The 23073-nt window shown below is 42.3% G+C and carries 18 protein-coding genes, 4 tRNA genes and 1 riboswitch; of the genes, 12 read left to right on the forward strand and 10 right to left on the reverse strand.

Going from position 1 to position 23073, the window contains the following annotated elements:
- The first annotated feature begins 8 nt into the window (after positions 1-8).
- Positions 9-767, forward strand: a complete 759-nt coding sequence (locus BLR53_RS10100) for a LytR/AlgR family response regulator transcription factor (RefSeq protein ID WP_037439181.1) — start codon at positions 9-11, stop codon at positions 765-767.
- A 227-nt stretch (positions 768-994) separates the two neighbouring features.
- A complete protein-coding gene (locus tag BLR53_RS10105; protein WP_037439179.1) occupies positions 995-1369 on the forward strand; it encodes a hypothetical protein in 375 nt (124 codons plus the stop codon).
- 73 nt (positions 1370-1442) lie between these two features.
- On the opposite strand, the gene BLR53_RS10110 is transcribed toward BLR53_RS10105, so the two are convergent.
- The gene (locus tag BLR53_RS10110; RefSeq protein ID WP_074589791.1) at positions 1443-2729 is read right to left on the reverse strand and encodes a glycoside hydrolase family 2 TIM barrel-domain containing protein; all 1287 of its coding nucleotides are present in this window, start codon (positions 2727-2729) and stop codon (positions 1443-1445) included.
- A gap of 262 nt (positions 2730-2991) precedes the next feature.
- Here BLR53_RS10110 and BLR53_RS19935 point away from each other — a divergent pair, with 262 nt between their 5' ends.
- Positions 2992-3147 (forward strand): hypothetical protein, encoded by a 156-nt coding sequence (locus tag BLR53_RS19935; protein ID WP_169741367.1) that lies wholly within the window; start codon positions 2992-2994, stop codon positions 3145-3147.
- 95 nt (positions 3148-3242) lie between these two features.
- Positions 3243-5099 carry an alkaline phosphatase gene (locus BLR53_RS10115; RefSeq protein ID WP_074589353.1) on the forward strand — a complete coding sequence of 619 codons (1857 nt, stop codon included), beginning with the start codon at positions 3243-3245 and terminating at the stop codon, positions 5097-5099.
- 59 nt (positions 5100-5158) lie between these two features.
- On the opposite strand, the gene BLR53_RS10120 is transcribed toward BLR53_RS10115, so the two are convergent.
- The 5 genes from BLR53_RS10120 to BLR53_RS10140 form a co-directional block, all read right to left on the reverse strand.
- Positions 5159-5548, reverse strand: coding sequence for a VOC family protein (locus tag BLR53_RS10120; protein ID WP_074589355.1), 390 nt, complete (start codon positions 5546-5548; stop codon positions 5159-5161).
- Positions 5549-5965: 417 nt separating this feature from the next.
- A tRNA-Glu gene (locus tag BLR53_RS10125) sits at positions 5966-6037 on the reverse strand.
- A gap of 46 nt (positions 6038-6083) precedes the next feature.
- Positions 6084-6156, reverse strand: a tRNA-Met gene (locus BLR53_RS10130).
- A 43-nt stretch (positions 6157-6199) separates the two neighbouring features.
- Positions 6200-6271 (reverse strand) — tRNA-Glu (locus tag BLR53_RS10135).
- A gap of 35 nt (positions 6272-6306) precedes the next feature.
- A tRNA-Met gene (locus BLR53_RS10140) sits at positions 6307-6382 on the reverse strand.
- Positions 6383-6492: 110 nt separating this feature from the next.
- Between BLR53_RS10140 and era the strand changes: the two genes are divergently transcribed.
- Together era and der are read left to right on the forward strand one after the other, a co-directional pair.
- Positions 6493-7371, forward strand: a complete 879-nt coding sequence (gene era, locus BLR53_RS10145; protein ID WP_037441069.1) for a GTPase Era — start codon at positions 6493-6495, stop codon at positions 7369-7371.
- Positions 7372-7415: 44 nt separating this feature from the next.
- Positions 7416-8717 (forward strand): ribosome biogenesis GTPase Der, encoded by a 1302-nt coding sequence (der, locus tag BLR53_RS10150; protein ID WP_037441042.1) that lies wholly within the window; start codon positions 7416-7418, stop codon positions 8715-8717.
- 56 nt (positions 8718-8773) lie between these two features.
- Here the strand turns inward: der and BLR53_RS10155 are convergent, their stop codons facing one another.
- Complete coding sequence (locus BLR53_RS10155) at positions 8774-10381, reverse strand: S41 family peptidase (protein WP_074589357.1); 1608 nt, start codon at positions 10379-10381, stop codon at positions 8774-8776.
- A gap of 176 nt (positions 10382-10557) precedes the next feature.
- Between BLR53_RS10155 and murQ the strand changes: the two genes are divergently transcribed.
- From murQ to BLR53_RS10185, 6 genes are all read left to right on the forward strand, one after another.
- On the forward strand, positions 10558-11364 hold the full coding sequence (murQ, locus tag BLR53_RS10160; RefSeq protein WP_037441066.1) for an N-acetylmuramic acid 6-phosphate etherase: 807 nt from the start codon (positions 10558-10560) through the stop codon (positions 11362-11364).
- 11 nt (positions 11365-11375) lie between these two features.
- Positions 11376-11945: a hypothetical protein gene (locus BLR53_RS10165; RefSeq protein WP_037441035.1), complete on the forward strand. Its 570-nt coding sequence runs from the start codon at positions 11376-11378 to the stop codon at positions 11943-11945.
- 50 nt (positions 11946-11995) lie between these two features.
- Positions 11996-12745 (forward strand): Bax inhibitor-1/YccA family protein, encoded by a 750-nt coding sequence (locus tag BLR53_RS10170; protein WP_037441032.1) that lies wholly within the window; start codon positions 11996-11998, stop codon positions 12743-12745.
- A gap of 121 nt (positions 12746-12866) precedes the next feature.
- Positions 12867-12975, forward strand: a riboswitch (SAM riboswitch).
- 107 nt (positions 12976-13082) lie between these two features.
- Entirely contained in the window at positions 13083-16742 is a 3660-nt protein-coding gene (gene metH, locus BLR53_RS10175; RefSeq protein WP_074589360.1) for a methionine synthase, read from the forward strand.
- An 8-nt stretch (positions 16743-16750) separates the two neighbouring features.
- The gene (gene metF / locus BLR53_RS10180) at positions 16751-17704 is read left to right on the forward strand and encodes a methylenetetrahydrofolate reductase [NAD(P)H] (RefSeq protein ID WP_037441027.1); all 954 of its coding nucleotides are present in this window, start codon (positions 16751-16753) and stop codon (positions 17702-17704) included.
- A 78-nt stretch (positions 17705-17782) separates the two neighbouring features.
- Positions 17783-18220, forward strand: coding sequence for an META domain-containing protein (locus BLR53_RS10185; RefSeq protein WP_037441024.1), 438 nt, complete (start codon positions 17783-17785; stop codon positions 18218-18220).
- A gap of 11 nt (positions 18221-18231) precedes the next feature.
- Here BLR53_RS10185 and thrC read toward each other — a convergent pair whose 3' ends face one another.
- From thrC to thrA, 3 genes are read right to left on the reverse strand one after another with little or no spacing between them, the layout of a single operon-like run.
- Positions 18232-19548, reverse strand: coding sequence for a threonine synthase (thrC, locus tag BLR53_RS10190; RefSeq protein ID WP_037441022.1), 1317 nt, complete (start codon positions 19546-19548; stop codon positions 18232-18234).
- Positions 19549-19580: 32 nt separating this feature from the next.
- On the reverse strand, positions 19581-20516 hold the full coding sequence (locus BLR53_RS10195; RefSeq protein WP_037441019.1) for a homoserine kinase: 936 nt from the start codon (positions 20514-20516) through the stop codon (positions 19581-19583).
- Positions 20513-22960 carry a bifunctional aspartate kinase/homoserine dehydrogenase I gene (gene thrA / locus BLR53_RS10200; RefSeq protein ID WP_074589362.1) on the reverse strand — a complete coding sequence of 816 codons (2448 nt, stop codon included), beginning with the start codon at positions 22958-22960 and terminating at the stop codon, positions 20513-20515. The genes BLR53_RS10195 and thrA overlap by 4 nt, the downstream gene beginning before the upstream one ends.
- Positions 22961-23073 lie beyond the last annotated feature (113 nt).

Below are 23073 nucleotides of genomic sequence, written 5' to 3' on the forward strand. Positions count from 1 at the left end.
AAGCGGATATGAAGATTTTAATTCTTGAAGACGAAAAACATAATGCATCCAGACTAAAACGGATCTTAATGGAATCTAATCCGGACGTAGAAATACTGGATACACTGGAAACGGTTAAAGTCAGTGTGGAATGGCTCCGGAACAATCCCATTCCTGATGTCATCTTAATGGATATCAGACTGGCCGATGGATTGAGCTTCGATATCTTCAGTCAGATTAACGTCGCCTGCCCCGTAATATTCACGACAGCTTATGATGAATATGCGGTAAGAGCCTTTAAAGTTAATAGCCTGGATTACCTGCTAAAACCTATTGACAAAGACGAATTGCAGCAGGCTCTGCTTCGGGTAAATCCGGTAAAAACTAATTATTTGAAAATGACCGATGTCCAGATAATTTTGGAACAGTTTCGGCAAAGCTCCACCTCCTACAGAAGGCGCTTTTTGATTCCGGTACATGATGGATATATGTCTGTCGGAACAAATGAAATCAGCTTTATTTACTCAGAGTTTAAACTGACACATCTGTTTCTGGATTCCGGAAAATCAATTTGCATTCAGCAGACACTGGATGAACTGGAGGAAGAACTGGATCCTGAATTATTCTTTCGGGGTAACCGACAGATTATATTAAGTGTTGACAGTATCGATAAAATCTATAATTCCTTCAACGGAAAATTAAAGGTGACATTAAAAAAAGACAACCAGAAAGAGGTTTTCATCAGCCGGGAAAAAGCACCACTATTTAAAGCATGGCTAGATAAATAAGTCCATTCGGTAAAAAAGCATTAAAAGAGTTTAATACTTTTCTAATTCTGCTTAATCCCATTCGAAGAAGAAATTAACTTCGCACAGTGCTTATCAATCTGGAACTATCCGGCCGGAAAATTCAATTTCCAGTTGCATAGATCAAGGTTATTTTTGATCAGATGAATTGCGTTATAAAAATGTTTATATTGGATAAATATTTAATAAATAACCATTTATAAATCATTATGAAAAAGCTAAGCTTAGTTTGCACAGTTATCCTCGGGCTGTTCTTTTGCCTTGATGCCTCAGCACAAACCACTGCGGATTATTTCGCAGGGAAATGGAACGTTACAATATTCGGCACGCCAAATGGAGATGCCAAAATAACGCTGGTCCTGGAGAAAAAGGGCACAGACCTCACAGGAGTAGTTCGGGACTCTACAAATACCGAAGTATCCACTATCACGCAGATAGATCAGAACGATAAATCAATCACTGCAGCTTTTAATATCCAGAACTATGATGTAACGCTTACCTTAAATCCGGTTGACCAGGATAACACTAAAGGAACGCTGATGAATATGTTTGATGCTGTTGGCGTCCGTGTAAAAGAAAACTAAGCCAGGAGACTAGTCGAAATAAAATAGCGCACCCTGCCAGAAAGCAGGGTGTTCGCTGTGCTTCCACCCCCACCTATTTTTTCACGAAGAAGGGAATATTTGCTGTTGCCACATTGTTATTCCCATCGGAGACATAAATAAATAATCGGTAAGCCCCTTCCTGATCGGGCGCAGTCACCATAGCCTTATCGAAAGAGGCGTTTTTCACCATCCCTGGAATAGGTTTTGGTCGAATTTCGCGATCACCGCCTGTCTTTAGGTCTGTACTCTCCGGTAGCAGTTCCCAGCGTGTTGTCAGCTTATCCATATCAGGATCGGTAACTCTGATTGTCGCAGAATACGATTTACCCGGACTTAGGTAGATAAAATCCAATACCTTTTTATCGTCAAGACGGAAAGAATCAAGGTGCGGGGCGCGATTTTCCGGCCATTTCCCCGACCACAGATACTGCATCACGTCAACTACCTCGTTCTCCTCCCCCGCTTCCGTAAACAATCCGTACCATGTAGGCGTGCGTTCCTGTTTTTGGCCCCAAAGAAATACATAGGACCCAATACAATGCTTATCTTTCAAGATAGAAGCTTCGTAACGACTTTTATAAACGACAGCTTTTTCGCTGCTAGTCTCTTCTACGGAAGCTTTCCAAGGTGTTTGTGGCCCTTCCCAGTGTCCTGTCGGCCCCCATTCTGTTACCATATATGCCTTTTCCCAGCCAGTAGCCTTTATTTGGTCTGGCACGGCGGCCAGACCACCATATACCTGAACAGATATCAGATCTAGTGCAGGGCACTTCTCTTTGATATAATCTATTTCCCGTTGATTAATTCCCGCAAGCATGGTGGTAACCAGATGGTTTGGATCAATCTGATGAATCATTTTAGCGATGTCATTAACTGCATCCCAGACTTTAGGATTTTTATACTCCAAATTCAACTCATTACCAATCCCCCAGGCCAGTAGCGCCGGATGATCTTTGTATTTCAACACCTCGTCACGAATCCGGTCCAACTGTGAGGCAACAGCTGCAGAGTCTTCATAATTGAAACCATGACGCTCAATACCAACTCCTATTCCCATAGTTACTGTCAAACCCAACCGCTGCGCATCGTCTAGAACTTTCTGACCGTTTGTCGTGGTCCAGGTACGAATAGAATTCCCCCCATAAGCTTTTAGCCGGTCCATATAATCAGTGCCGCCAGCCCCTTTTATAAAATAAGGCTTTCCACCACGAAACAACGTATACCCCCCGTCCTGTTTAATAATCTCGGCTTTTACGGGCTCCTGCTGTTGCGCCAGAGCAGTAGAATCAATTGAAAATAATACCAGGAAACTTAAAGTCGTTAATGCCGAAAAATTCATGTGGTTCAGTTTTAAAGTTAAAGTAATGAAAAAATCTTTGATAGCTTCCCACATCAAGCGGTAATCCACAGATGTAACAAATGATGAATTTAATATTTATTAACACTAATGAAACATAGCAAGCTTAGATTCGCCCCATATTAATCCGGTAATATTTTGGAATAGTTATCCAGGAATCTTCAGCTCCCTTTCGGAAAACCGAAACACGATAATTGCGACCTGAGCGTATCTTTCAGGAACCCGTCTCGTTAAAAGACAGGATATGAATGCGCTTAAGTACGTAGTTATGATTACTAGCTCCGGAAAATATGATTTAGTGAGGACAAGTATTGCCGGTGTATTTAAAGGTTCAAATAACTGGTCAAAAGAATATATTTGGCTCATGCATGTAAGTCCTGTTCCGGTGGCACCGAGGTAGAGACAGGTCTACAACTCCAGGTACAATAATATTTAGGTAGTACGTACCTCGACCAGAAGTTGATAATAGCTCAAGTTGATTAAACAAAACGTAGAATGGTAGGAAATATTAAAATCAGCTTTGCAGCACTAATCTTCGGATTAGGGTTGCAAAGCGCTTCCGCTCAAACAGCGCTTAATGCGAATCGCGGACACAGTCATAATGACTATAAGCAGTCTATTCCTTTATTAACCGCTTATCAGGCGGAAATGGGCTCCATTGAAGCCGATGTTTTTTTAAGAAATGGAGAACTCTATGTTGCGCATGAAAGTAGCGAAATTCGCGAGGGAGCTACCTTGAAAAAACTCTACCTCGACCCACTGATTGAATTGTATAAAGTGAACGGCAACCACCCGTATGCAGATCCCGAATTAAAACTTCAGTTAGTTATTGATATTAAGCAAAATTACCGGGACATATTACCTACACTGTTGAAAGAAATATCGGCCAATCCTGAAGTTTTTAATAGCCTCAAAAATCCAAATGCCATTCAATTAACCATTAGTGGTAATGTTCCTAAACCCGAAGAATTCAAAAACTATCCCGAATTCATTTCTTTCGACGGAAGGCCATATATAAACTACACCTCCGGGGAGCTTAAGCGGGTAGCGATGATTAGCGACGACCTCAAAAATTATACGGTTTGGAACGGCAAAGGAAATCCGACAAAAACTGATGAACTTAAATTAAAACGGGTTATTGATAAAGCCCATCAGCAAGGCAAAAATCTCAGATTCTGGGCAACTCAGGACAGTCCGAATACCTGGATTGTTTTAGAGCGTATGGGAGTCGATTGGATTAACACCGACCATCCTGATAAGCTTAGAGAATTTTACAGTCACCAAGAGAAACTGACTTATACGAATCCGGTTCCTTACCCAGTTTATACACCGAGCTATAAAACAGATGGGATAAAAAAAAGGGCAAAGAATATTATCTTGATGATTGGCGACGGTATGGGCCTGGCCCAAATACATGCAGGTTTAATGGCTAACCACGGCGATTTAAATATTTCCAGGATGCGCAATATAGGTTTTGCATTAACTAGTGCTGCCGATGCGGGAAATACCGATTCTGCTGCAGGCGCTACAGCTTTAGCTACCGGGCATAAAACCAATAACCGGTACATCGGTATGGGCGCTGATAATTTAAAGAAAACGAATTTGGTAGACACACTTTATGCTCGGGGTGTTAAAAGTGGGGTAATCAGTGTCGGCGACATCACAGATGCTACACCGGCTGCTTTTTATGCACATCAGCCAGACCGGTCGATGAATGACGAGATAGCACATGATCTGCTCCAAAGTAAAGTCGAAATTTTAGTCGGTTCCAATCAGAAAAGCTTTTTCAACAATAAAGACCAGAACCTTATATCCGGTCTTCAGGCGAAAGGGTATAAGGTAAGTAACAGCCTAATCGAGTTTAGACAGCAAAGTGAGGGTAAGCAATTAGTCTTAGTTACAGATTCTGCGACACGTGCCGTATCGAAGGGTCGTGGAGACTGGCTAAAACAATCTTTACTTCACAGTATATCAATCTTATCAAAAAATAAAGGTGGTTTTTTCATCATGACTGAAGGTGCGCAGATTGATTACGGAGGGCATGACAACAATCTGCCGGTCGTTATCACCGAACTACATGATTTTGATAAAACTGTAGAAGCGGCCTTACGTTTTGCCGATTTGGATGGAGAAACGCTTGTTATTGTCACAGCCGATCACGAAACGGGAGGATTAACGCTACTGGATACGGCTCCGGAAAAAGGGATGGTTAGGGCAGCATTTAGTACAAATGACCATACTAATATTGTCGTGCCGGTATTTGCCTATGGTCCAGGTGCCGAAGATTTTAAAGGCACGTACCAAAACAATGAGATTTTCTACAAGATTATTCAAGCCTATAAATTGAAATAGTATAATACTTATCTATTAATTCCAATAAAAGATGCGTCGCTGGAACGGTACATTTTTTACTACATATTATCCATTAGCAATACATTAAACCGGTGACCATCTGGGTCACCAAAGGCGAAACCATAATACCCGTTTTCATCTCTGCCAACTGGCTGAAAGATAGTACCACCAGCACCCTCAACTCTCTCCGCCCATTTATTCACTTCCGCCTCGGTGTCAGCAGCCAGCGTAAAAATGATCTCGCCGGCAGATCCCGAGGTCAGAAACTCATCTATTTTAGATCCTTGTTCAAAAAAATGAATTACCAGTTCATCTTCACTAAAAAGAAAACTGGCGAATTTGGGGTCGTTGTTCAAGCCATTTGACTTAAAACCCAATTTGTTATAAAATTGACGGGTAAGTTGGGCGTTCTTTACACTAAAATTGGCCCATATTTTTTTTGTTTTCATGACGTAGTTTTTTCACATTATCCCATCTTCAACATTCCCTATTTTGAATCACTGGCGTGATCAACCAGGATCGCGTCTTTCGTTTTAGTAATACTTCGTTAAACATTAAGTTACAGCGAGATTATGGAAATCACAATTGTTTTTTCCTAAAAATGTATTATGCCTTACTTCTCTAGCATCCTCTGCTTCCGCCTGGTGTTTTAACGATCAAGGCATTCGCCATTTTATTTAAAACAAACGGTGTTTATTAAAAAATATTCAATCTTATAAGTTTTATGAATTCTGCTTATCGAAAGATAGGTTTCGACCTGGCGTGTAGTTTCAATTTGGCCGAAAATGCGATGGTTTGATGGAATGAAGTCCGGTAGCAATAAAGAAAGGGATAAAAATTATTAGATCTAATTTTATCCCTTTCCGTAGCCCGTAGGGGAATCGAACCCCTGTTTCCAGAATGAAAATCTGGCGTCCTCACCCCTAGACGAACGGGCCATTATGTAAAAGCGCTCAATCTTTTCAGATTAAGCGCTTTACTAGGTAGCGGGGACCAGACTCGAACTGATGACCTTCGGGTTATGAGCCCGACGAGCTACCAACTGCTCCACCCCGCACTCTGATTAATGAAAAACGCCGAGTGCATCTGCGTTTTTATTGTAGCCCGTAGGGGAATCGAACCCCTATTTCCAGAATGAAAATCTGGCGTCCTAACCGGTAGACGAACGGGCCAAATGAAACGACAAGCTTAAAAGCTTTGTTCCTTTTGGTAGCGGGGACCAGACTCGAACTGATGACCTTCGGGTTATGAGCCCGACGAGCTACCAACTGCTCCACCCCGCACTATTTACAAAAAAAAACGTTTGAAGAATTGAATCTTCCTTTGTTTTAAATTGGTCTGCAAAGATATATTTCGTTTCTTTGCAATGCAAATTTATTTTAAAAAATATTCAATGTCGCATAAAGCAGGTTTTGTAAGTATAATTGGTAAGCCAAATGTGGGTAAATCCACCCTAATGAATGCCCTGGTGGGGGAAAAACTGTCGATCATTACACCTAAAGCTCAGACTACACGTCACCGCATCCTGGGAATTGTTAATGAAGAAGAACATCAAATTGTATTTTCTGACACTCCCGGTATTATCAAACCACGTTACGGACTGCAGGATTCGATGATGAATTTTGTTAAAGGTGCCTTGAGTGATGCAGATCTGATTCTATTCGTAACAGACATCAATGAGCAGCATGATGAGAATGATGTATTAGAGAAAATTATCAATTCTACGATTCCGATGATTGTACTGATCAACAAAATTGATGGTGCAACTCAAGAGCAGGTAGAGGAAAAAACGGCTTACTGGCAAGATCTTCTGAAACCTAAATATATCTACGCTATCTCTGCCTTACACAGATACAATCTGGACGGTATTATGGAACGTGTTCTGGATTTCCTTCCTGAGCACCCTGCATATTATGATAAAGAAGACCTGACTGACAAAAATCAACGTTTCTTTGTATCCGAAATCATCCGTGAAAAAATCTTTAATAATTATCAGAAAGAGATTCCTTATAGTACGGAAGTAGTAATTACAGCATTTAAAGAAGAAGAAAAGATCACAAGGATCAGCGCAGAAATTATCGTTGAGCGTGACTCACAAAAAAATATCCTGATCGGAAAAGGCGGTTCTATGTTAAAAAAGGTAGGTACTGAATCCCGTAAAGACATCGAGAAGTTCCTGGATCAGAAAGTATTCCTGGAAACCTTTGTTAAAGTAATTCCAGACTGGAGAAGTAAAAAGAACTATTTAAAAAGTTTCGGGTACGAAAATTAAACCTACCTTTGCAACCCCTTAATAATTAATACAATTCACAACACATGAGTAACATTATCGCAATCGTCGGAAGACCGAACGTAGGCAAATCTACCCTTTTTAACCGCTTAACCGAAAGTCGCAAAGCAATTGTAGATGATTTCAGCGGTGTAACACGCGACCGTCATTATGGCGTCGCTGAGTGGACAGATAAACAATTTACCGTCATAGACACAGGAGGTTATGTAGCTAATTCTGAAGACGTATTTGAAGCGGCTATCCGCGAACAGGTCGTTATCGCAATTGAAGAAGCCTCTGTACTACTGTTTATGGTCGATGTCACTACTGGCATCACAGACCTTGATGATGAAATCGCACAACTGCTTCGCCGCAGTAAAAAACCGGTTTTCATTGTCGTTAATAAAGTTGATAATACCTCCCTGGAAAATGACGCGGCTGTATTTTATGGCTTCGGACTCGGTGAAATCTACTCCATTTCTTCTATGACCGGTTCCGGTACAGGAGATTTACTGGATGACGTCATTTCACACTTCCAGGACGAACCATTAGAAGAAAACTCTTTACCGAAATTAACTATCGTCGGCAGACCCAATGTAGGTAAATCCTCATTAATCAATGCCCTGATGGGACAGGAAAGAAATATCGTTACCCCTATCGCAGGTACAACACGCGATTCCATTCACATCCACTACAATCAGTTCGGACATGAATTTATGTTTATTGATACTGCAGGTTTACGTAAGAAAACCAAAGTAAAAGAAAACATAGAATTCTATTCTGTAATGCGTACCATCAAAGCATTAGAAGAAGCCGACGTGGTTATTCTGATGATTGACGCTGTAGAAGGTTTGGAATCACAAGATGTCAACATCTTCCACTTAGCAGAGAAAAATAAGAAAGGTATAGTGATCCTGGTCAACAAATGGGATTTGGTAGAGAAAGACCATAAAACGATGAAAGCTTTCGAAGAACAGATTCGTCAAAAATTACAGCCATTTACAGACGTGCCTATCGTATTTACTTCTGCAATACACAAACAACGTATCTTCAAGGCCATTGAAGTTGCACTGGAAGTTTATCAGAACAGGGGTAAAAAAGTACCTACATCTAAATTGAATGATGTTATGCTGCCGATTATCGAAAACTATCCGCCACCAGCTTTAAAAGGTAAATACATTAAGGTTAAATACATTACGCAGATCAATGCTACATCACCAATGTTTGCCTTCTTCTGTAACCTTCCTCAATATATTAAAGAGCCATATAAAAGGTTCATTGAAAATAAATTACGTGAGAATTTTGACTTTAATGGAGTTCCGATTCAAGTTTATTTCAGACAGAAATAAGCTGTTAAAGCTATCGTTTACAGAGGGGTTGTTCATTCATTTGAACGACCCTTTTTTTATTGCAGTGCGTTGAGCGCTTGCTTCACCATACTGTCGCTTTGGTTCATCGCTTTATAATAACCCGCATCACCCAGATAATATTTATAAAGCAAGGCTTTAAGGTCAGTACAGATTATTGGTTTTGCACTAGCCAGCTGCCGCTGATCGACTGTTATATCCTTTGCTGCAATGAACCTGATGAAATCCCTGTAATCAACGTCACTGATCTTAAATGCTGCCAGATTCTGTTCTAGAAACTGTACAGAATAACGCGGGGCAAGAATATCAAACACAAAATCAAACATGACTTTTTTAGTCAGCAAGACATTATAGGTTTTGTTCATACCAGCCGTATCCATTTTAACATAAATATCAGGTTGTATGCCACCGCCAGCAAATACTTTTTTGCCGGAACCTGTCGTATATGCCAGATTTCTGCGCAGTGAGTCTTTAGGCACAAAATTATTATCAGTTAGTTCACCGTCATTGAAACGGTCTTCTATTTCGTTCTGGTAAGCTGTAAAGCCTTTCTTATAAGATTTTTGAATACTGCGGCCGAGCGGGGTGTAATAACGGGCAATTGTAAGGTTTAAAGCAGAACCATCCCCGAAAGGAAACTGCTCCTGAACCAAACCTTTACCGAAAGAGCGGCGCCCGACGATAATTCCCCTGTCCAGATCCTGCACCGCACCAGCGAGAATTTCACTGGCAGAAGCCGAGTTTTCATTGATAAGCACAGCCAGCTTACCTTCCTCAAACTCACCACCGCCGGTTGCGATATAATCTGTTCTTGGTTCGTGTTTACCTTCCGTATAAACAATCAGCTTATTCTCCGGAAGAATCTGGTTTGCCAGGCCGGTTGCTGCAGTTAGATATCCCCCACCGTTATCACGAAGATCAAGAATCAACTTCTTCATTCCAGCAGCTTTCAGATGACGGACCGCTTCAACAAAATCTTTATCCGTACTCGCACCAAATTCACTGATCCTGATATAGCCCGATTCTCCGTTGATCATATAAGCAGCATCAATACTACTTACGATTACCCTTCCTCTTTTTATAGCCAATGAAACCGGATGATCTGCACCAGAGTGCAAAACCGTAAGTCGTACAGAAGTTCCGCGTTTACCTTTGATCCGGCCAATCATATTATCTCTTGTGAGTTTTCTTCCGCTCACAAAAACACTGTCAACCTTCAAAATTTTATCACCAAGTTTTAAGCCAGCTAAAGAAGCGGGGCCGTCTTTAATTACTTTCGTAACCAGCAAAGTATCTTTAAGAATATAATATTCAATTCCTATCCCTTCAAAATTACCCTCCAGCATATCAGACTGTTCACTTGCCTTTAATGGGGGAAGATAAATACTGTGCGGATCGAGCTTATGCAACAGGCTGTCGATCTCCAGATGGCTCAGTGTATCGGCGTTAATTTCATCAACATAGTTTCTATTGATCAGGTTGATGATCTCGTCCACTTTTTCCATGGAACTATCCGCATATTGAATATTACGTTGCACCGTAAAGCCCTGATCCTTCAAAAACCTATAGCCCAAGTACATACCACCTATTAAAGTGACTGAATAAGTAAGGGCGATTAGCAGATTTTTACGGGTAGTTGGCTTCATTGGTGAGTAATTGCACAAAGCTATAAAATTAGGCTGTCAATTAACTATTTAACCCCCGCAGATTTATAATTGTTTCATATTTTCTCACAAATACCGTACTTTATAAAGAATTGGCTGACGAAGGCTTGAAATATCCTGCGCCGGCTGGCATCAATAACACATTTGAAAGCAAATTTATGATACGCACAACTGAACAGGACTCCCTTTATAACAATATTGACCAAATGAGCTTTCGGGAAATTCTTACCGGTATTAATCAAGAAGACCAGACCGTTCCGCATGCTGTGGCCAAGTGCATCCCGCAGATTGAGAATCTGGCCGTTGCGGTTACCGAAAGGATGAAAGAAGGTGGCCGGTTATTTTATATCGGTGCCGGAACCAGCGGTAGATTAGGCGTGGTAGACGCGTCAGAATGCCCTCCCACTTTCGGGGTGGCGTTCGATGAAGTCGTCGGCATCATTGCAGGTGGTGATACAGCCATCAGACGCGCAGTGGAGAATGCCGAAGATGATACTGAACAAGCCTGGAACGATTTATTATACTATCAGATCGGGCCGAAAGATAGTGTAATCGGACTGGCTGCATCTGGAACTACTCCATATGTAATAGGCGGCTTGAAAAAAGCAGCAGAAAACCAGATCCTTACCGGCTGTATCGTTTGCAACTCAGGAAGCCCGGTAGCGGCAGAAGCGCAATATCCGGTAGAAGTAGTTGTGGGTCCTGAGTTTTTAACCGGTTCTACAAGAATGAAATCAGGCACCGCACAGAAACTGGTTCTTAATATGCTCAGTACTACCGTAATGATCAAATTAGGCAAAGTTAAAGGCAACAAAATGGTGGATATGCAGTTAACCAATAGTAAGCTTGTAGACCGTGGCACGCAGATGGTAATGGCAGAACTTCAAATCCCCTATGAACAGGCAGAAGCTTTGCTTATTGAGCACGGAAGCGTACGCAAAGCAGTAGAAGCCGGTCAAATTTAAACAAAGATTTCATGCACGAAATAGAACCATTTTACCGCTGGAGAGATGATTATATCGCCGCGGAAGATCCACGATCCCCTTTTTATAATACAGAATATTCAGAGTTTTATTTTGATAAGCAACTCTATAATTACCTAATCCATCCACAGTGGGATGACTTCGGGTCTACTACGTTATACATTAAAGTCCTTTATACAGATTATGAAAGGCAATATTCTATTATCGAATTTATAGGAGAGTGGAATGATGCGATCTCCAATGATATTATGCTGCTGAAAAGAGAAATCCTGGAGCTGATGATAGATGAGGGAATTCATAAATTTATCCTGATAGGAGAAAATGTCCTGAACTTCCACTCTTCGGAAGACAGCTACTATGAAGAGTGGTTTCAAGATGTCGAAGATGGCTGGATAGCAGGGATTAATTTTACACCCCATGTGATCGAAGAGTTCCGCAGCAGCAATATTGATTATTACATCAATTTTGGCGGTCAGCTTGACGATTTGGCATGGAGAACCCTCAAACCGGTACAAATTTTCAAAAAAGTTGAAGAAATCCTGACAAAAAGGTTAGGGGCATAACCTTTGTATACAGTTTAGAATCGGTATATTTAAATTAAAAATTAAAACGAATGGAGAACAATAATCATAACTGGTCAAACCAATCTGTTTTTGTAGAAAACCAAACAGGAACAGTGGCAAAGAAATTCTTTGCAAACGTATTTCTATGGATGTTTGTGGCATTAGGTATTTCAACCGCAGCTGCAGTTTACATGGCCAATACACCCGAAATGCTGAATTACCTGATTAATCAGGAAACAGGCAAAATGTCTATTTTAGGATATGTAGCTATGTTTGCACCACTGGGTTTGGTTATGCTAATGAGTGCGGGCCTTAATAAACTCTCCTATTCCGCTTTACTGGGTGTTTTTATTCTTTACTCTTTACTTACAGGAGTAAGCTTAAGTTTCATCCTGTTAATTTATGCATCCTCTTCGGTGATTGGCTGTTTTGCAGCTGCTGCCGGTATTTTCGGTTTAATGGCTGTTTTAGGCTATACAACCAATACTGACTTGAGTAAATTCGGCCCGATCCTTATGGTTGGTGTTGTAGGGCTGGTAATTGCGATGGTTGTTAATATGTTTCTGCAAAGCTCGCAGTTCGATTATATCATGAGTTTCTTTGGTGTAGCAATCTTTACTGCGCTGACCGCTTATGATGTACAGAAATTAAAAAGAATTGGTGCTGGTCTGGAAGAGAACGGATCTACAATGGCAGATGCAGATTCTAAAAAGCTAGCGATTATGGGTGCATTATCCCTGTATCTTGACTTTATTAATATCTTCCTATTCTTATTAAGAATCTTTGGCGGAAGAAAATAAGCTAACACATTCCACAGAATAAAATACCGAAGGCCGTGCAAATATGCATGGCCTTCGGTATTTTATTGCGTTTACACACCAATTTCTTGGAATTGATTTTTCTTTTTTGCATTTTTGCACCAGCTTATAAAGAAAGACGGAGGGATTAGACCCGACGAAGTCTTAGCAACCTGTGCTGACAAGGTGCTACATTCTACTCGAACGCTGCGGCTGTTCCTGAAAGATAAGTTAATTCGATCCACCCTGGATTTCTGATTAAGCATATTACCCTATTGTAACCCGTACCCTTATTTATTCCGGAACTGTTTACAATACCAATTGAATATGCATCCAAGCTATGAGCATTAGAGAAGATTTAGAGCAAAGAATATTAATCATAGACGGCGCCATGGGAACCATGATCCAGCGTTATACCCTTTCAGAAGAAGACTTCAGGGGGGAGCGTTTTAAAGATCATCCCTGTGATGTTAAAGGTAACAATGACCTGTTGAATCTAACCAGGCCAGATATTATTAAAGCCATTCACACCGACTACCTGAAAGCTGGTACCGACATTATAGAAACCAATACCTTTAGTACACAGCGTATTTCACTGGCCGACTATCAGATGGAAGAGCTAGACTATGAAATGAGCTTTGAAGGTGCTAAAATCGCAAAAGAAGCCGTCAATGAGTTTATGGCCAAAAATCCAGACCGCCGGTGCTATGTAGCAGGTGCGATTGGACCGACCAACCGGACTCTATCCATTTCACCAGATGTGAACGATCCTGGTTACCGCGCTTTAACATTCGACGAACTTTCAGATGCCTATTTTGCGCAGATCAGAGGCCTGGTAGACGGTGGATCCGACCTGTTAATGATCGAAACTATTTTTGATACACTGAATGCAAAAGCAGCGATTATTGCCATTCGTAGATATGAAGCAGAGATTGGCCGTAAAATAGAGATTATGATCTCCGGTACCATTACCGATGCCTCCGGAAGAACCCTCAGCGGCCAGACTGTAGAAGCTTTCTTAAACTCGGTAATCCATGCCCGTCCGCTAAGTATTGGTTTTAACTGTGCTTTGGGAGCTAAAGACATGCGTCCGCATATTGAAGAGCTTGCTGCAAAAGCTAACTGTTATGTATCGGCCTATCCAAATGCCGGATTACCGAATGAATTTGGCGCATACGATGAAATGCCTAACGAGACAGCAAACCTTGTAGACGATTTTATACAGCATGGCTTTGTCAATATTGTGGGTGGTTGTTGTGGCACCACACCAGAGCATATTGCTGCTATTGCAGCGAAAGCCAAAGGAATCAGGCCAAGAGTTCTCCCCACACCGGAGCGTTACCTGCGCCTAAGCGGATTGGAACCCGTAACTATCACCCCCGAAAGCATCTTCGTCAATATCGGTGAAAGAACCAACATTACCGGATCTCCTAAATTCTCTAAACTAATTCTGAGCGGTGACTATGAAGCCGCTTTGACAGTAGCCCGACAGCAGGTTGAGGGCGGGGCACAGGTCATTGATGTCAATATGGATGAGGGAATGCTGGACTCAGAAGCGGCAATGACCAAGTTTTTGAATCTTATCGCCTCAGAACCAGATATATCTAAATTACCAATCATGGTAGACTCCTCTAAATGGAGTGTTATCGAAGCCGGCCTGAAATGCCTTCAGGGTAAGGGCATTGTCAATTCAATTTCCCTGAAAGAAGGCGAAGATAAATTCCGTGAAAGTGCGCGTAAGATTATGGATTATGGCGCAGCGGTCGTAGTTATGGCCTTTGACGAGAATGGACAGGCCGACAACTATGAACGCCGTAAAGAAATCTGTAAAAGATCTTACGATATTCTGGTAGATGAAATAGGCTTCCCTGCAGAAGATATTATCTTCGATCCGAATATTCTGACGGTTGCAACCGGACTGGAAGAGCATAACAATTATGCTGTGGATTTCATAAATGCTACACGCTGGATTAAAGAAAACCTGCCTTATGCTAAAGTAAGCGGGGGTGTCTCCAATATATCCTTCTCTTTCCGTGGAAATAATACGGTAAGAGAGGCCATGCACTCGGCGTTCCTGTACCATGCGATCAAAGCAGGTTTAAATATGGGAATTGTAAATGCCGGAATGCTCGAAGTATATGAAGCTATCCCACCTGAAATGCTGGAAAGAGTTGAGGACGTCCTGCTAAACCGTAGAGAAGACGCAACAGAGCGCCTGGTAGATTTTGCAGAAACCGTCAAATCAAAAGGAAAAGAACTCGTAAAAGATGAAGAATGGCGGAAAGCAAGTGTAGAATCACGCCTTTCCCACTCACTGGTTAAAGGTATTATCGAATATCTGGATGCCGACGTGGAAGAAGCCAGACAACAATATCCAAGACCGATACATGTCATAGAGGGGCCTTTGATGGACGGAATGAACATTGTCGGTGATCTGTTTGGTGCCGGAAAGATGTTTCTGCCGCAGGTAGTTAAATCTGCGCGTGTCATGAAAAAAGCAGTGGCCTATCTCCTACCCTTTATTGAACAGGAAAAACTAGATAATCCAGATGGTGATCAAAGCTCATCAGCAGGAAAAATATTACTTGCCACCGTGAAAGGTGACGTTCATGATATCGGTAAAAACATTGTAGGTGTAGTACTCGCCTGTAATAACTTTGAAATTGTGGATCTAGGCGTTATGGTTCCCGCACAGGAAATCATTAGAAAGGCTAAGGAAATCAATGCAGATATTATAGGCCTGAGCGGGCTGATCACACCTTCACTGGATGAAATGGTGCATTTTGCTAAAGAGATGGAACGTGAAGGATTTACTTTACCTCTGTTGATTGGCGGAGCGACGACTTCAAGAATCCATGCAGCGGTAAAAATTGCACCTAATTATTCGGGACCTGCGATCCATGTGCTGGATGCATCCAGAAGTGTAACCGTTTGCAGCACACTTATGAACCCCGATAACCGGGGGGAATATATTCGGCAGATCCGTGAGGACTACGATAAGGCCAGGGAAAACCACCTGAATAAAAGATCAGATAAACGTTTCAAATCATTAGAAGAAGTAAGAGCAGACCGCTTTAAGATAAATCCGGCACTGGTCGCTCCTGCTCCAGCTTTTACCGGCACACGTACATTTGAAGACTATCCGCTTGATATTCTGGTACCCTATATAGACTGGACACCATTTTTCCATACCTGGGAACTGCGCGGCAGTTACCCGAAAATATTCAGTGATAAAAACGTCGGTATTGAGGCTCAGAAACTTTTCGATGATGCCCAGGTACTGCTTAAAAAAATAGTAAAAGAGAAGCTTCTTACCGCTAAAGCCGTTATTGGTTTCTGGCCCGCCTACGCACAAGGAGATGATATCTTTCTGGAAACAGAAAATGGCCCCGTAACCATTCACACACTTCGCCAGCAGGCCGAGAAAGTAGCAGGGCAGCCCTATTATGCCCTTTCGGATTTCGTAGCAACCAAAGAAGATCAGGTAGCTGATTATTTCGGTGGTTTTGCGTTGACAACCGGAATAGGCTGTGATGAAATGGTGGCTGAATTTGAAGCTAACCACGATGATTATAACAGTATTATGGTAAAAGCTCTGGCCGACAGACTTGCTGAGGCCTTTGCCGAGAGAATGCATGAACTTGTCCGCAAAGAATACTGGGGATATGCCAGAGAAGAGTCTCTGACCAATGAAGAACTGATCAAAGAAGAATATGCCGGTATTCGTCCTGCGCCGGGTTATCCGGCCTGTCCTGACCATACAGAGAAAGATACCTTGTTCCGTTTACTGGATGCAGAAGCCAAAATCAACCTCAAACTAACCGAAAGCTTTGCCATGTATCCTACTGCAGCTGTCAGCGGTTTCTATTTCGCCCATCCGGAATCGCGTTATTTCGGATTAGGTAAGATTACTAAAGACCAGGTAGAAGAATACGCCCTGCGAAAAAACATGAGTCTTGAAGACACAGAAAGATGGCTTAGCCCGAATTTAGCTTATTAAACCAAACCATGAAAATTACCGACCACATTAGTAATGCCGGGGATAAAACCCTTTTTTCTTTCGAACTTCTTCCTCCCTTAAAAGGCAAGAGTATTCATGAAATCTATAAAGCTATAGATCCGCTCATGGAATTTAACCCGCCATTTATTGACGTAACCTATCACAGAGAAGATTATATCTATAAACAACATACCAGCGGTTTACTCGAAAAAGTTTCTTATCGCAAAAGACCGGGTACAGTAGCAATTTGTGCAGCAATTATGAACCGTTATAAGGTAGATGCCGTACCCCATTTAATCTGCGGTGGATTTACCAAAGAAGAAACAGAAAATGCATTAATAGATTTGCAGTTCCTGGGTATCGACAATGTACTGGTACTTCGGGGAGATGCCCGTCAGGCAGACTCCGGCTTCATTCCGACACCCGGTGGTCATGCATTTGCGACAGATCTGCTGGGTCAGGTAAAAAGCATGAACGAAGGCCGGTACCTGTTCGAAGATCATTCTGCTTTTCAAACAAATTTCTGCATCGGAGTTGCCGGGTATCCCGAAAAACACTTTGAGGCACCTAACCTGAAAGCAGACTTCAAATACCTAAAGCAAAAAGTAGATATGGGTGCAGAGTTTATTGTGACCCAAATGTTTTTTGACAATGCTAAATATTGTGAATTCGTAGCTAATTGCAGGGCGAATGGGATAAATGTCCCCATAATTCCCGGGTTAAAACCTATTACGAGTTCTAAACAACTGATCAGCCTGCCTAAGATATTCCATATAGATCTTCCCGAAGACCTGACAGAGGCGGTTCAGGCCTGTAAGAATGAGGAGGCTGTAAAAGAAGTAGGAATTGAATGGATGATCCAGCAGTGCAAGGAGTTAATAAAAGTTGGCGCCCCGGTATTACATTTTTATACCATGAGTAATCCCGAGCCGACCAAAAGAATTGCGAGAGCGGTCTTTTAAAAAAAGCTTTAAAAAAAATCGAATCCTTATTCTGGCAGATTCTTTGTATATTTCATTGACGAGAAATCTGCTAAAGCTATGAGAAGAACGACATTATTATTGCTTGCTGTGACAGGCACATTAACCTCCTGCAATACATTGAAGAACACAGTAGATGCTAGTTCCGACCTCTCTAAACTAGGAGGTAACTGGGAACTGAATTATATATCGGGCCCTAGAATTGCATTTAACGGTCTATATCCTGGGAAGAAACCTGTATTAACTATTGATCTGCTGGAGAAACGGGTAAATGGTAATACGAGCTGTAATTCTTTCTTCGGTAAACTGGTTGCTGACGATACCTCTATCAATTTCAATGAACCTATGGCGATGACCAAAATGGCCTGCCCGGGAGAAGGAGAAAATATATTCATTAATACCCTGAAAAAGGTAAATAAGTATACGATAACAGGAGATACCACACTGAACTTCATGATGGGTGATATCGCCATCATGAGATTCAAAAAGGTTAAGTAACTGAAGGGATGTTATTCCCCTTCAGCATTTAATAGATATTTTTTAAAAGCATTAAAGTCCGCGTCCATTGCAGTCGCGGATTTTTCTTTTCCAAGCATTTCCGCTACCTGCTCCGGCAATTCTATCCGGCGGGCAATCTCCTCAGGAAAAACATCCGGGAATTTACAAGCATGTGCTGTAGACAAACAAACATAAACATCCTCATTATTTGCTTTTTGTTCTTGCACTTTCTGCATAGCCAGCCAGGCAATAGCAGTATGCGGACACGCTATATAATTATACCGGTTATAGATTTCAGCAATTGCTTCCAGCGTCTGCTCATCCGTATAACTGACACCAAGAACCATTTTTAATGCCTCTTCGCGGTTTCCCTTAAACAGTTCCATAATCCGGACCCAGTTACTTGGCGCACCTACATCCATAGCATTAGCGTAAGTCTGTACAGATGGCCTGGTCTCATAGACTCCACTTTCCAGGAAGCGCGGGACGGTATCGTTCGCGTTGGTAGCCGCAATAAACGACTTTACCGGAAGTCCCATTTTCCAGGCAAGTAAACCTGCGCCGATATTCCCGAAATTACCACTTGGAACAGAGAACACTACCGACCGCTTACCTTTTCTGAATAACTGAGCAAGCGCATGAAAATAGTAAAATGTCTGCGGAATCAGTCTGGATATATTAATTGAGTTTGCAGAAGTCAGACGAAGAGATGCATTGAGCTCGGGGTCTGCAAAAGCCTGCTTAACCAGTTGCTGACAATCATCAAAAGTACCTTTTACAGTAATTGCCCGAATATTCTGTCCATTGGTACATAATTGCAGTTCCTGAATAGGACTAACTTTTCCCTCCGGATATAAAATTGTCACCCGCGTATGCGGCACGCCTAAAAAACCCAGTGCGACAGCTCCTCCGGTATCTCCCGAGGTTGCTACCAGTACATCGAGCAGTTGCTCTCCATCTTTCAGGAAATAAGCCATTACTCTGCTCATAAAACGTGCACCAAAATCTTTAAAGGCCAGAGAAGGTCCGTGGAAAAGTTCCAGCACGTAGTTCTTTTCATCAAGCTCATGAACAGGCGCATCAAAATTTACCGCATCCGCAATGATTGCCCGCAGATCATCGGCAGGGATTGCGTCTTTCAGCAAAGCTGAAGATACTTCAAATGCGATTTCCTGTAAGGTATACCGGTCCAGATTATCCAGAAACTCCTGACGCAGCACAGGAATGTCTACAGGCATATATAAACCTTTGTCCTGGGGCATGCTGTTAAAAACAGCAGTCTGAAAATCGACCTGGTTCTGTTTGTTTTGTGTACTATATAATTTCATAAATTTCAGCTTGGTTTAGATTGTGGTTAATGTTAGTCCAGTACTACCGGCCCCTTAGCATTAACCGGTGATACAAATGACAGACTATTAATCTGTACAGTTTTCAAACGTGCCTGCAGCGCATCTGTGATTTTCCGGGCAGTTTCCTGATTCCGTGTAAGCGCAAATACAGACGGTCCGGAACCGGAGATACCAAAACCTACAGCCCCCAGATCCATAGCCAACTGCCTCATAGCATAGAATTCCGGGATCAGAATAGAGCGGACAGGTTCTACCAGAACATCTACCATGCTGCGTCCGATCAGGTCGTAATCACTAGTATACAGACCCGACACCAGACCGGCGACATTACCCCACTGCTTAACGGCGTCTTTCAAAAATACTTTGGAACGGATCATCTGCCTGGCATCCTTAGTAGGCACATCCACTTCAGGATAAACAATTGCTGCACAAAGATCTTCCGGGAAAGGCAGGCTGATTACGTCCAGCGGTTCGTAACTACGAACCAGCACAAATCCACCCATCAATGCCGGGGCAACATTATCTGCATGCCCGTAACCACAGGCCAGCTCCTCCCCTTTCATTGCGAAAGGCACCAGCTCTTTCCTGCTTAAGAGGTTTCCGAACAATGTATTTACTGCAAATAATCCTGCTACAGTACTTGCCGAACTCGAACCCAGACCACTGCCAATAGGCATCTTTTTATGCAGCTCAATCGTAATTCCAGCATCTTCCCTGCCGATATGTTTCAGGTAATCCTGTACACTCGCACTTACTGTATTTTTAGCAGGATCTAGCGGAAGACGACCATCATCTCCCGTAATTTTTGTGATTTTAACACCCGGCTCATCAACCAGACGCATGATAACTTCATCACCGGGCGCATTGACTGCAAACCCGAGCACATCAAATCCACACACCACATTCGCCACTGTGGCGGGGGCAAAAACCTTTACTGAATCTCTCATTGTTTACCTGTATTGATTATATCTGCAAATACGCCTGCTGCTGTAACTTCTGCACCGGCACCTGGTCCCTTAATAACCAGCGGTCTGTCTTTGTAACGGTCTGTTGTGAATGAAATAATATTGTCACTGCCTGAAAGCATATAAAAAGGATGCGAATCATCAACCATCTGCAACCCGATAACTACCTTTCCATTTTCCAGTTTACCGATATAACGCAATACCTTTCCAGCTGCAGCAGCTTCCTCTTTTAAGCCTTCAAAATAAGCTGCATTCTTTTCCAATTCCTCATAAAACTCCGGCACCGAAGCTGCAGCAAGGCATGCGGGAGGCAACATACTTTCTATCTGCACATCATCGGCTTCCAGCGGGTATCCGGCATCTCTGGCCAGGATCAGCATTTTACGCATAAAGTCTTTGCCATTTAAATCATCCCTTGGATCCGGTTCGGTATAACCTTTATCCTGCGCTTCTTTCACGACTTCATGGAAAAGCACCTGGTCTTTATAATTATTAAAAATATAAGAGATCGTTCCAGATAAAATAGCTTCAATACTGAAGATATTGTCACCGCTCATCATCAGATCCTTCAAGGTGCGGATAATAGGGAGTCCGGCACCAACATTCGTCTCGTACATGAAATCAACGCCATGTTTGCGTGCTGCATCCTTAAACGCTGCATACTGCTCGTACTCCGCAGAATTACCAATCTTATTGCAGGTAACCAGAGAAATACTCGATTCCAGGATCTGCTGATAATAATTTACCGGATTAGCACTCGCCGTATTGTCTACAAAAACACAATTTGGAAGGTTCATTGCTTTCATTCTAGTTACAAATTCTTTCAAATCTGCCGGTTCTGCAAACTGTTCGAGTTCCTGAGGCCATTGAGCCAGGTCTATCCCCTGCGGTGATAAGTACATCATTCTGGAGTTACTAATTCCCATTACTTTCACCTCCAAATCATTATTTACTGCCAGCAGCGGTCCCTGAACCAATAACTGACGGAATAAAGTCTGACCGATATTACCTGTACCCAGGCAGAAGACATGAAGCGTTTTTTTACGATCCGCAAAAAAGGCATCATGCACAGCATTTACAGCTTTCGATAAATCGGTTTTAGACAGGATCACAGAGATATTATACTCAGACGAACCTTGTGCAATTGCACGTACATTTACACCATTACGTCCCAGCGCATGAAACAATTTACCAGACATCCCTGACGTACGCTTCATATTCTCTCCAACAATAGCGAGTACTGACAACCCATTTTCTACCTGCGGATATTCCAGTTTTTTAGCCTGCAGCTCGAGTTCAAATTCTTTACTGATTATTGCCAGTGCTTTCAACGCATCTGCCGGGTTAACCGCAAAAGTAATACTGTGTTCAGAAGAACTCTGGGTAATCAGGATCACATTGATCTGCTCTCTGGACAACAAAGAGAACAGTCTCCCGCTAAAACCAGCCTTTCCTACCATTCCACTTCCTGAAAGGTTCAGCACACTGATCTCGTCAATAGACGAGATCCCCTTAATTGGCAGATTGGAACTCTGCACGTCATGGCGAATATAAGTACCTTCAAAAGAAGGCTCAAAAGAATTCTTAATAACTATAGGAATCCGTTTTAAAAACGCAGGAATCATTGTCGGCGGATAGATAACCTTGGCACCGAAATAAGAAAGCTCCATTGCTTCAGTATAGCTCAGTTCCGGCAGGGAGAAAGCTTTTTCTACCATCCTGGGATCTGCCGTCAGCATACCATTTACATCTGTCCAGATCTCAATTCTGGACGCACCCAGTGCCGAGCCCCAGATTGCTGCGGTATAATCACTTCCTCCTCTGCCCAGTGTGGTGGTTCTGCCTTCCGGGTTACTGGAAATAAAGCCTGTAACAATGAGCAATTTACCTTCATTCGCCTGGTAATAATCACGAATCAGGATTTCAGTCAGTGGCATATCTACCTTTGCCTGTCCGAAATGGCTGTCTGTTTTAATCAGTTCTGATCCATCAACACCAATTGCATCCGGAAACTCCAGTTTGGCAATATGACTGATCATCAACACGGAGCATCGCTCGCCATAACTCAAGATCAGATCTCTGGTCTGGGCACTCAATTCCTTTAGCAGAGATACCGAGCTTAAAATATCTTCCAGTTCATTCAGGTAGATCTTTAACCGGGTATAAACCGGATTTTGTGCCGCAGCAGGAAGTAAAGTTCTGATCACCTCAAAATGCTTTTCCTCTATAGTTTTAAGCTCCACGCTGTAATCTTCTCCAAGGTTAGCTTTCTCTGCCATCGTTTGAAGCAGGTTGGTTACTCCGCTCATTGCAGAGAGTACCACGACCGGATAGGGTTGCTGATCCTGCTCCCGAAGGATACTGATCAAGGCTCTTATACCTGCTGCTGAGCCGACAGAAGTTCCTCCGAATTTTAAAATGTTCATAGTTTTTATCGCTTTAGGTTAAAAAAAAAGCGCCTTCCCGGTTTAGAGGAAGGCGCTTCAATGGTTATTTTTTTTATGATTTACTCATATACCATTATTCACCTCCCTCTGGT

Source organism: Pedobacter antarcticus (genome assembly GCF_900103515.1).
GTDB classification, from domain to species: domain Bacteria; phylum Bacteroidota; class Bacteroidia; order Sphingobacteriales; family Sphingobacteriaceae; genus Pedobacter; species Pedobacter antarcticus.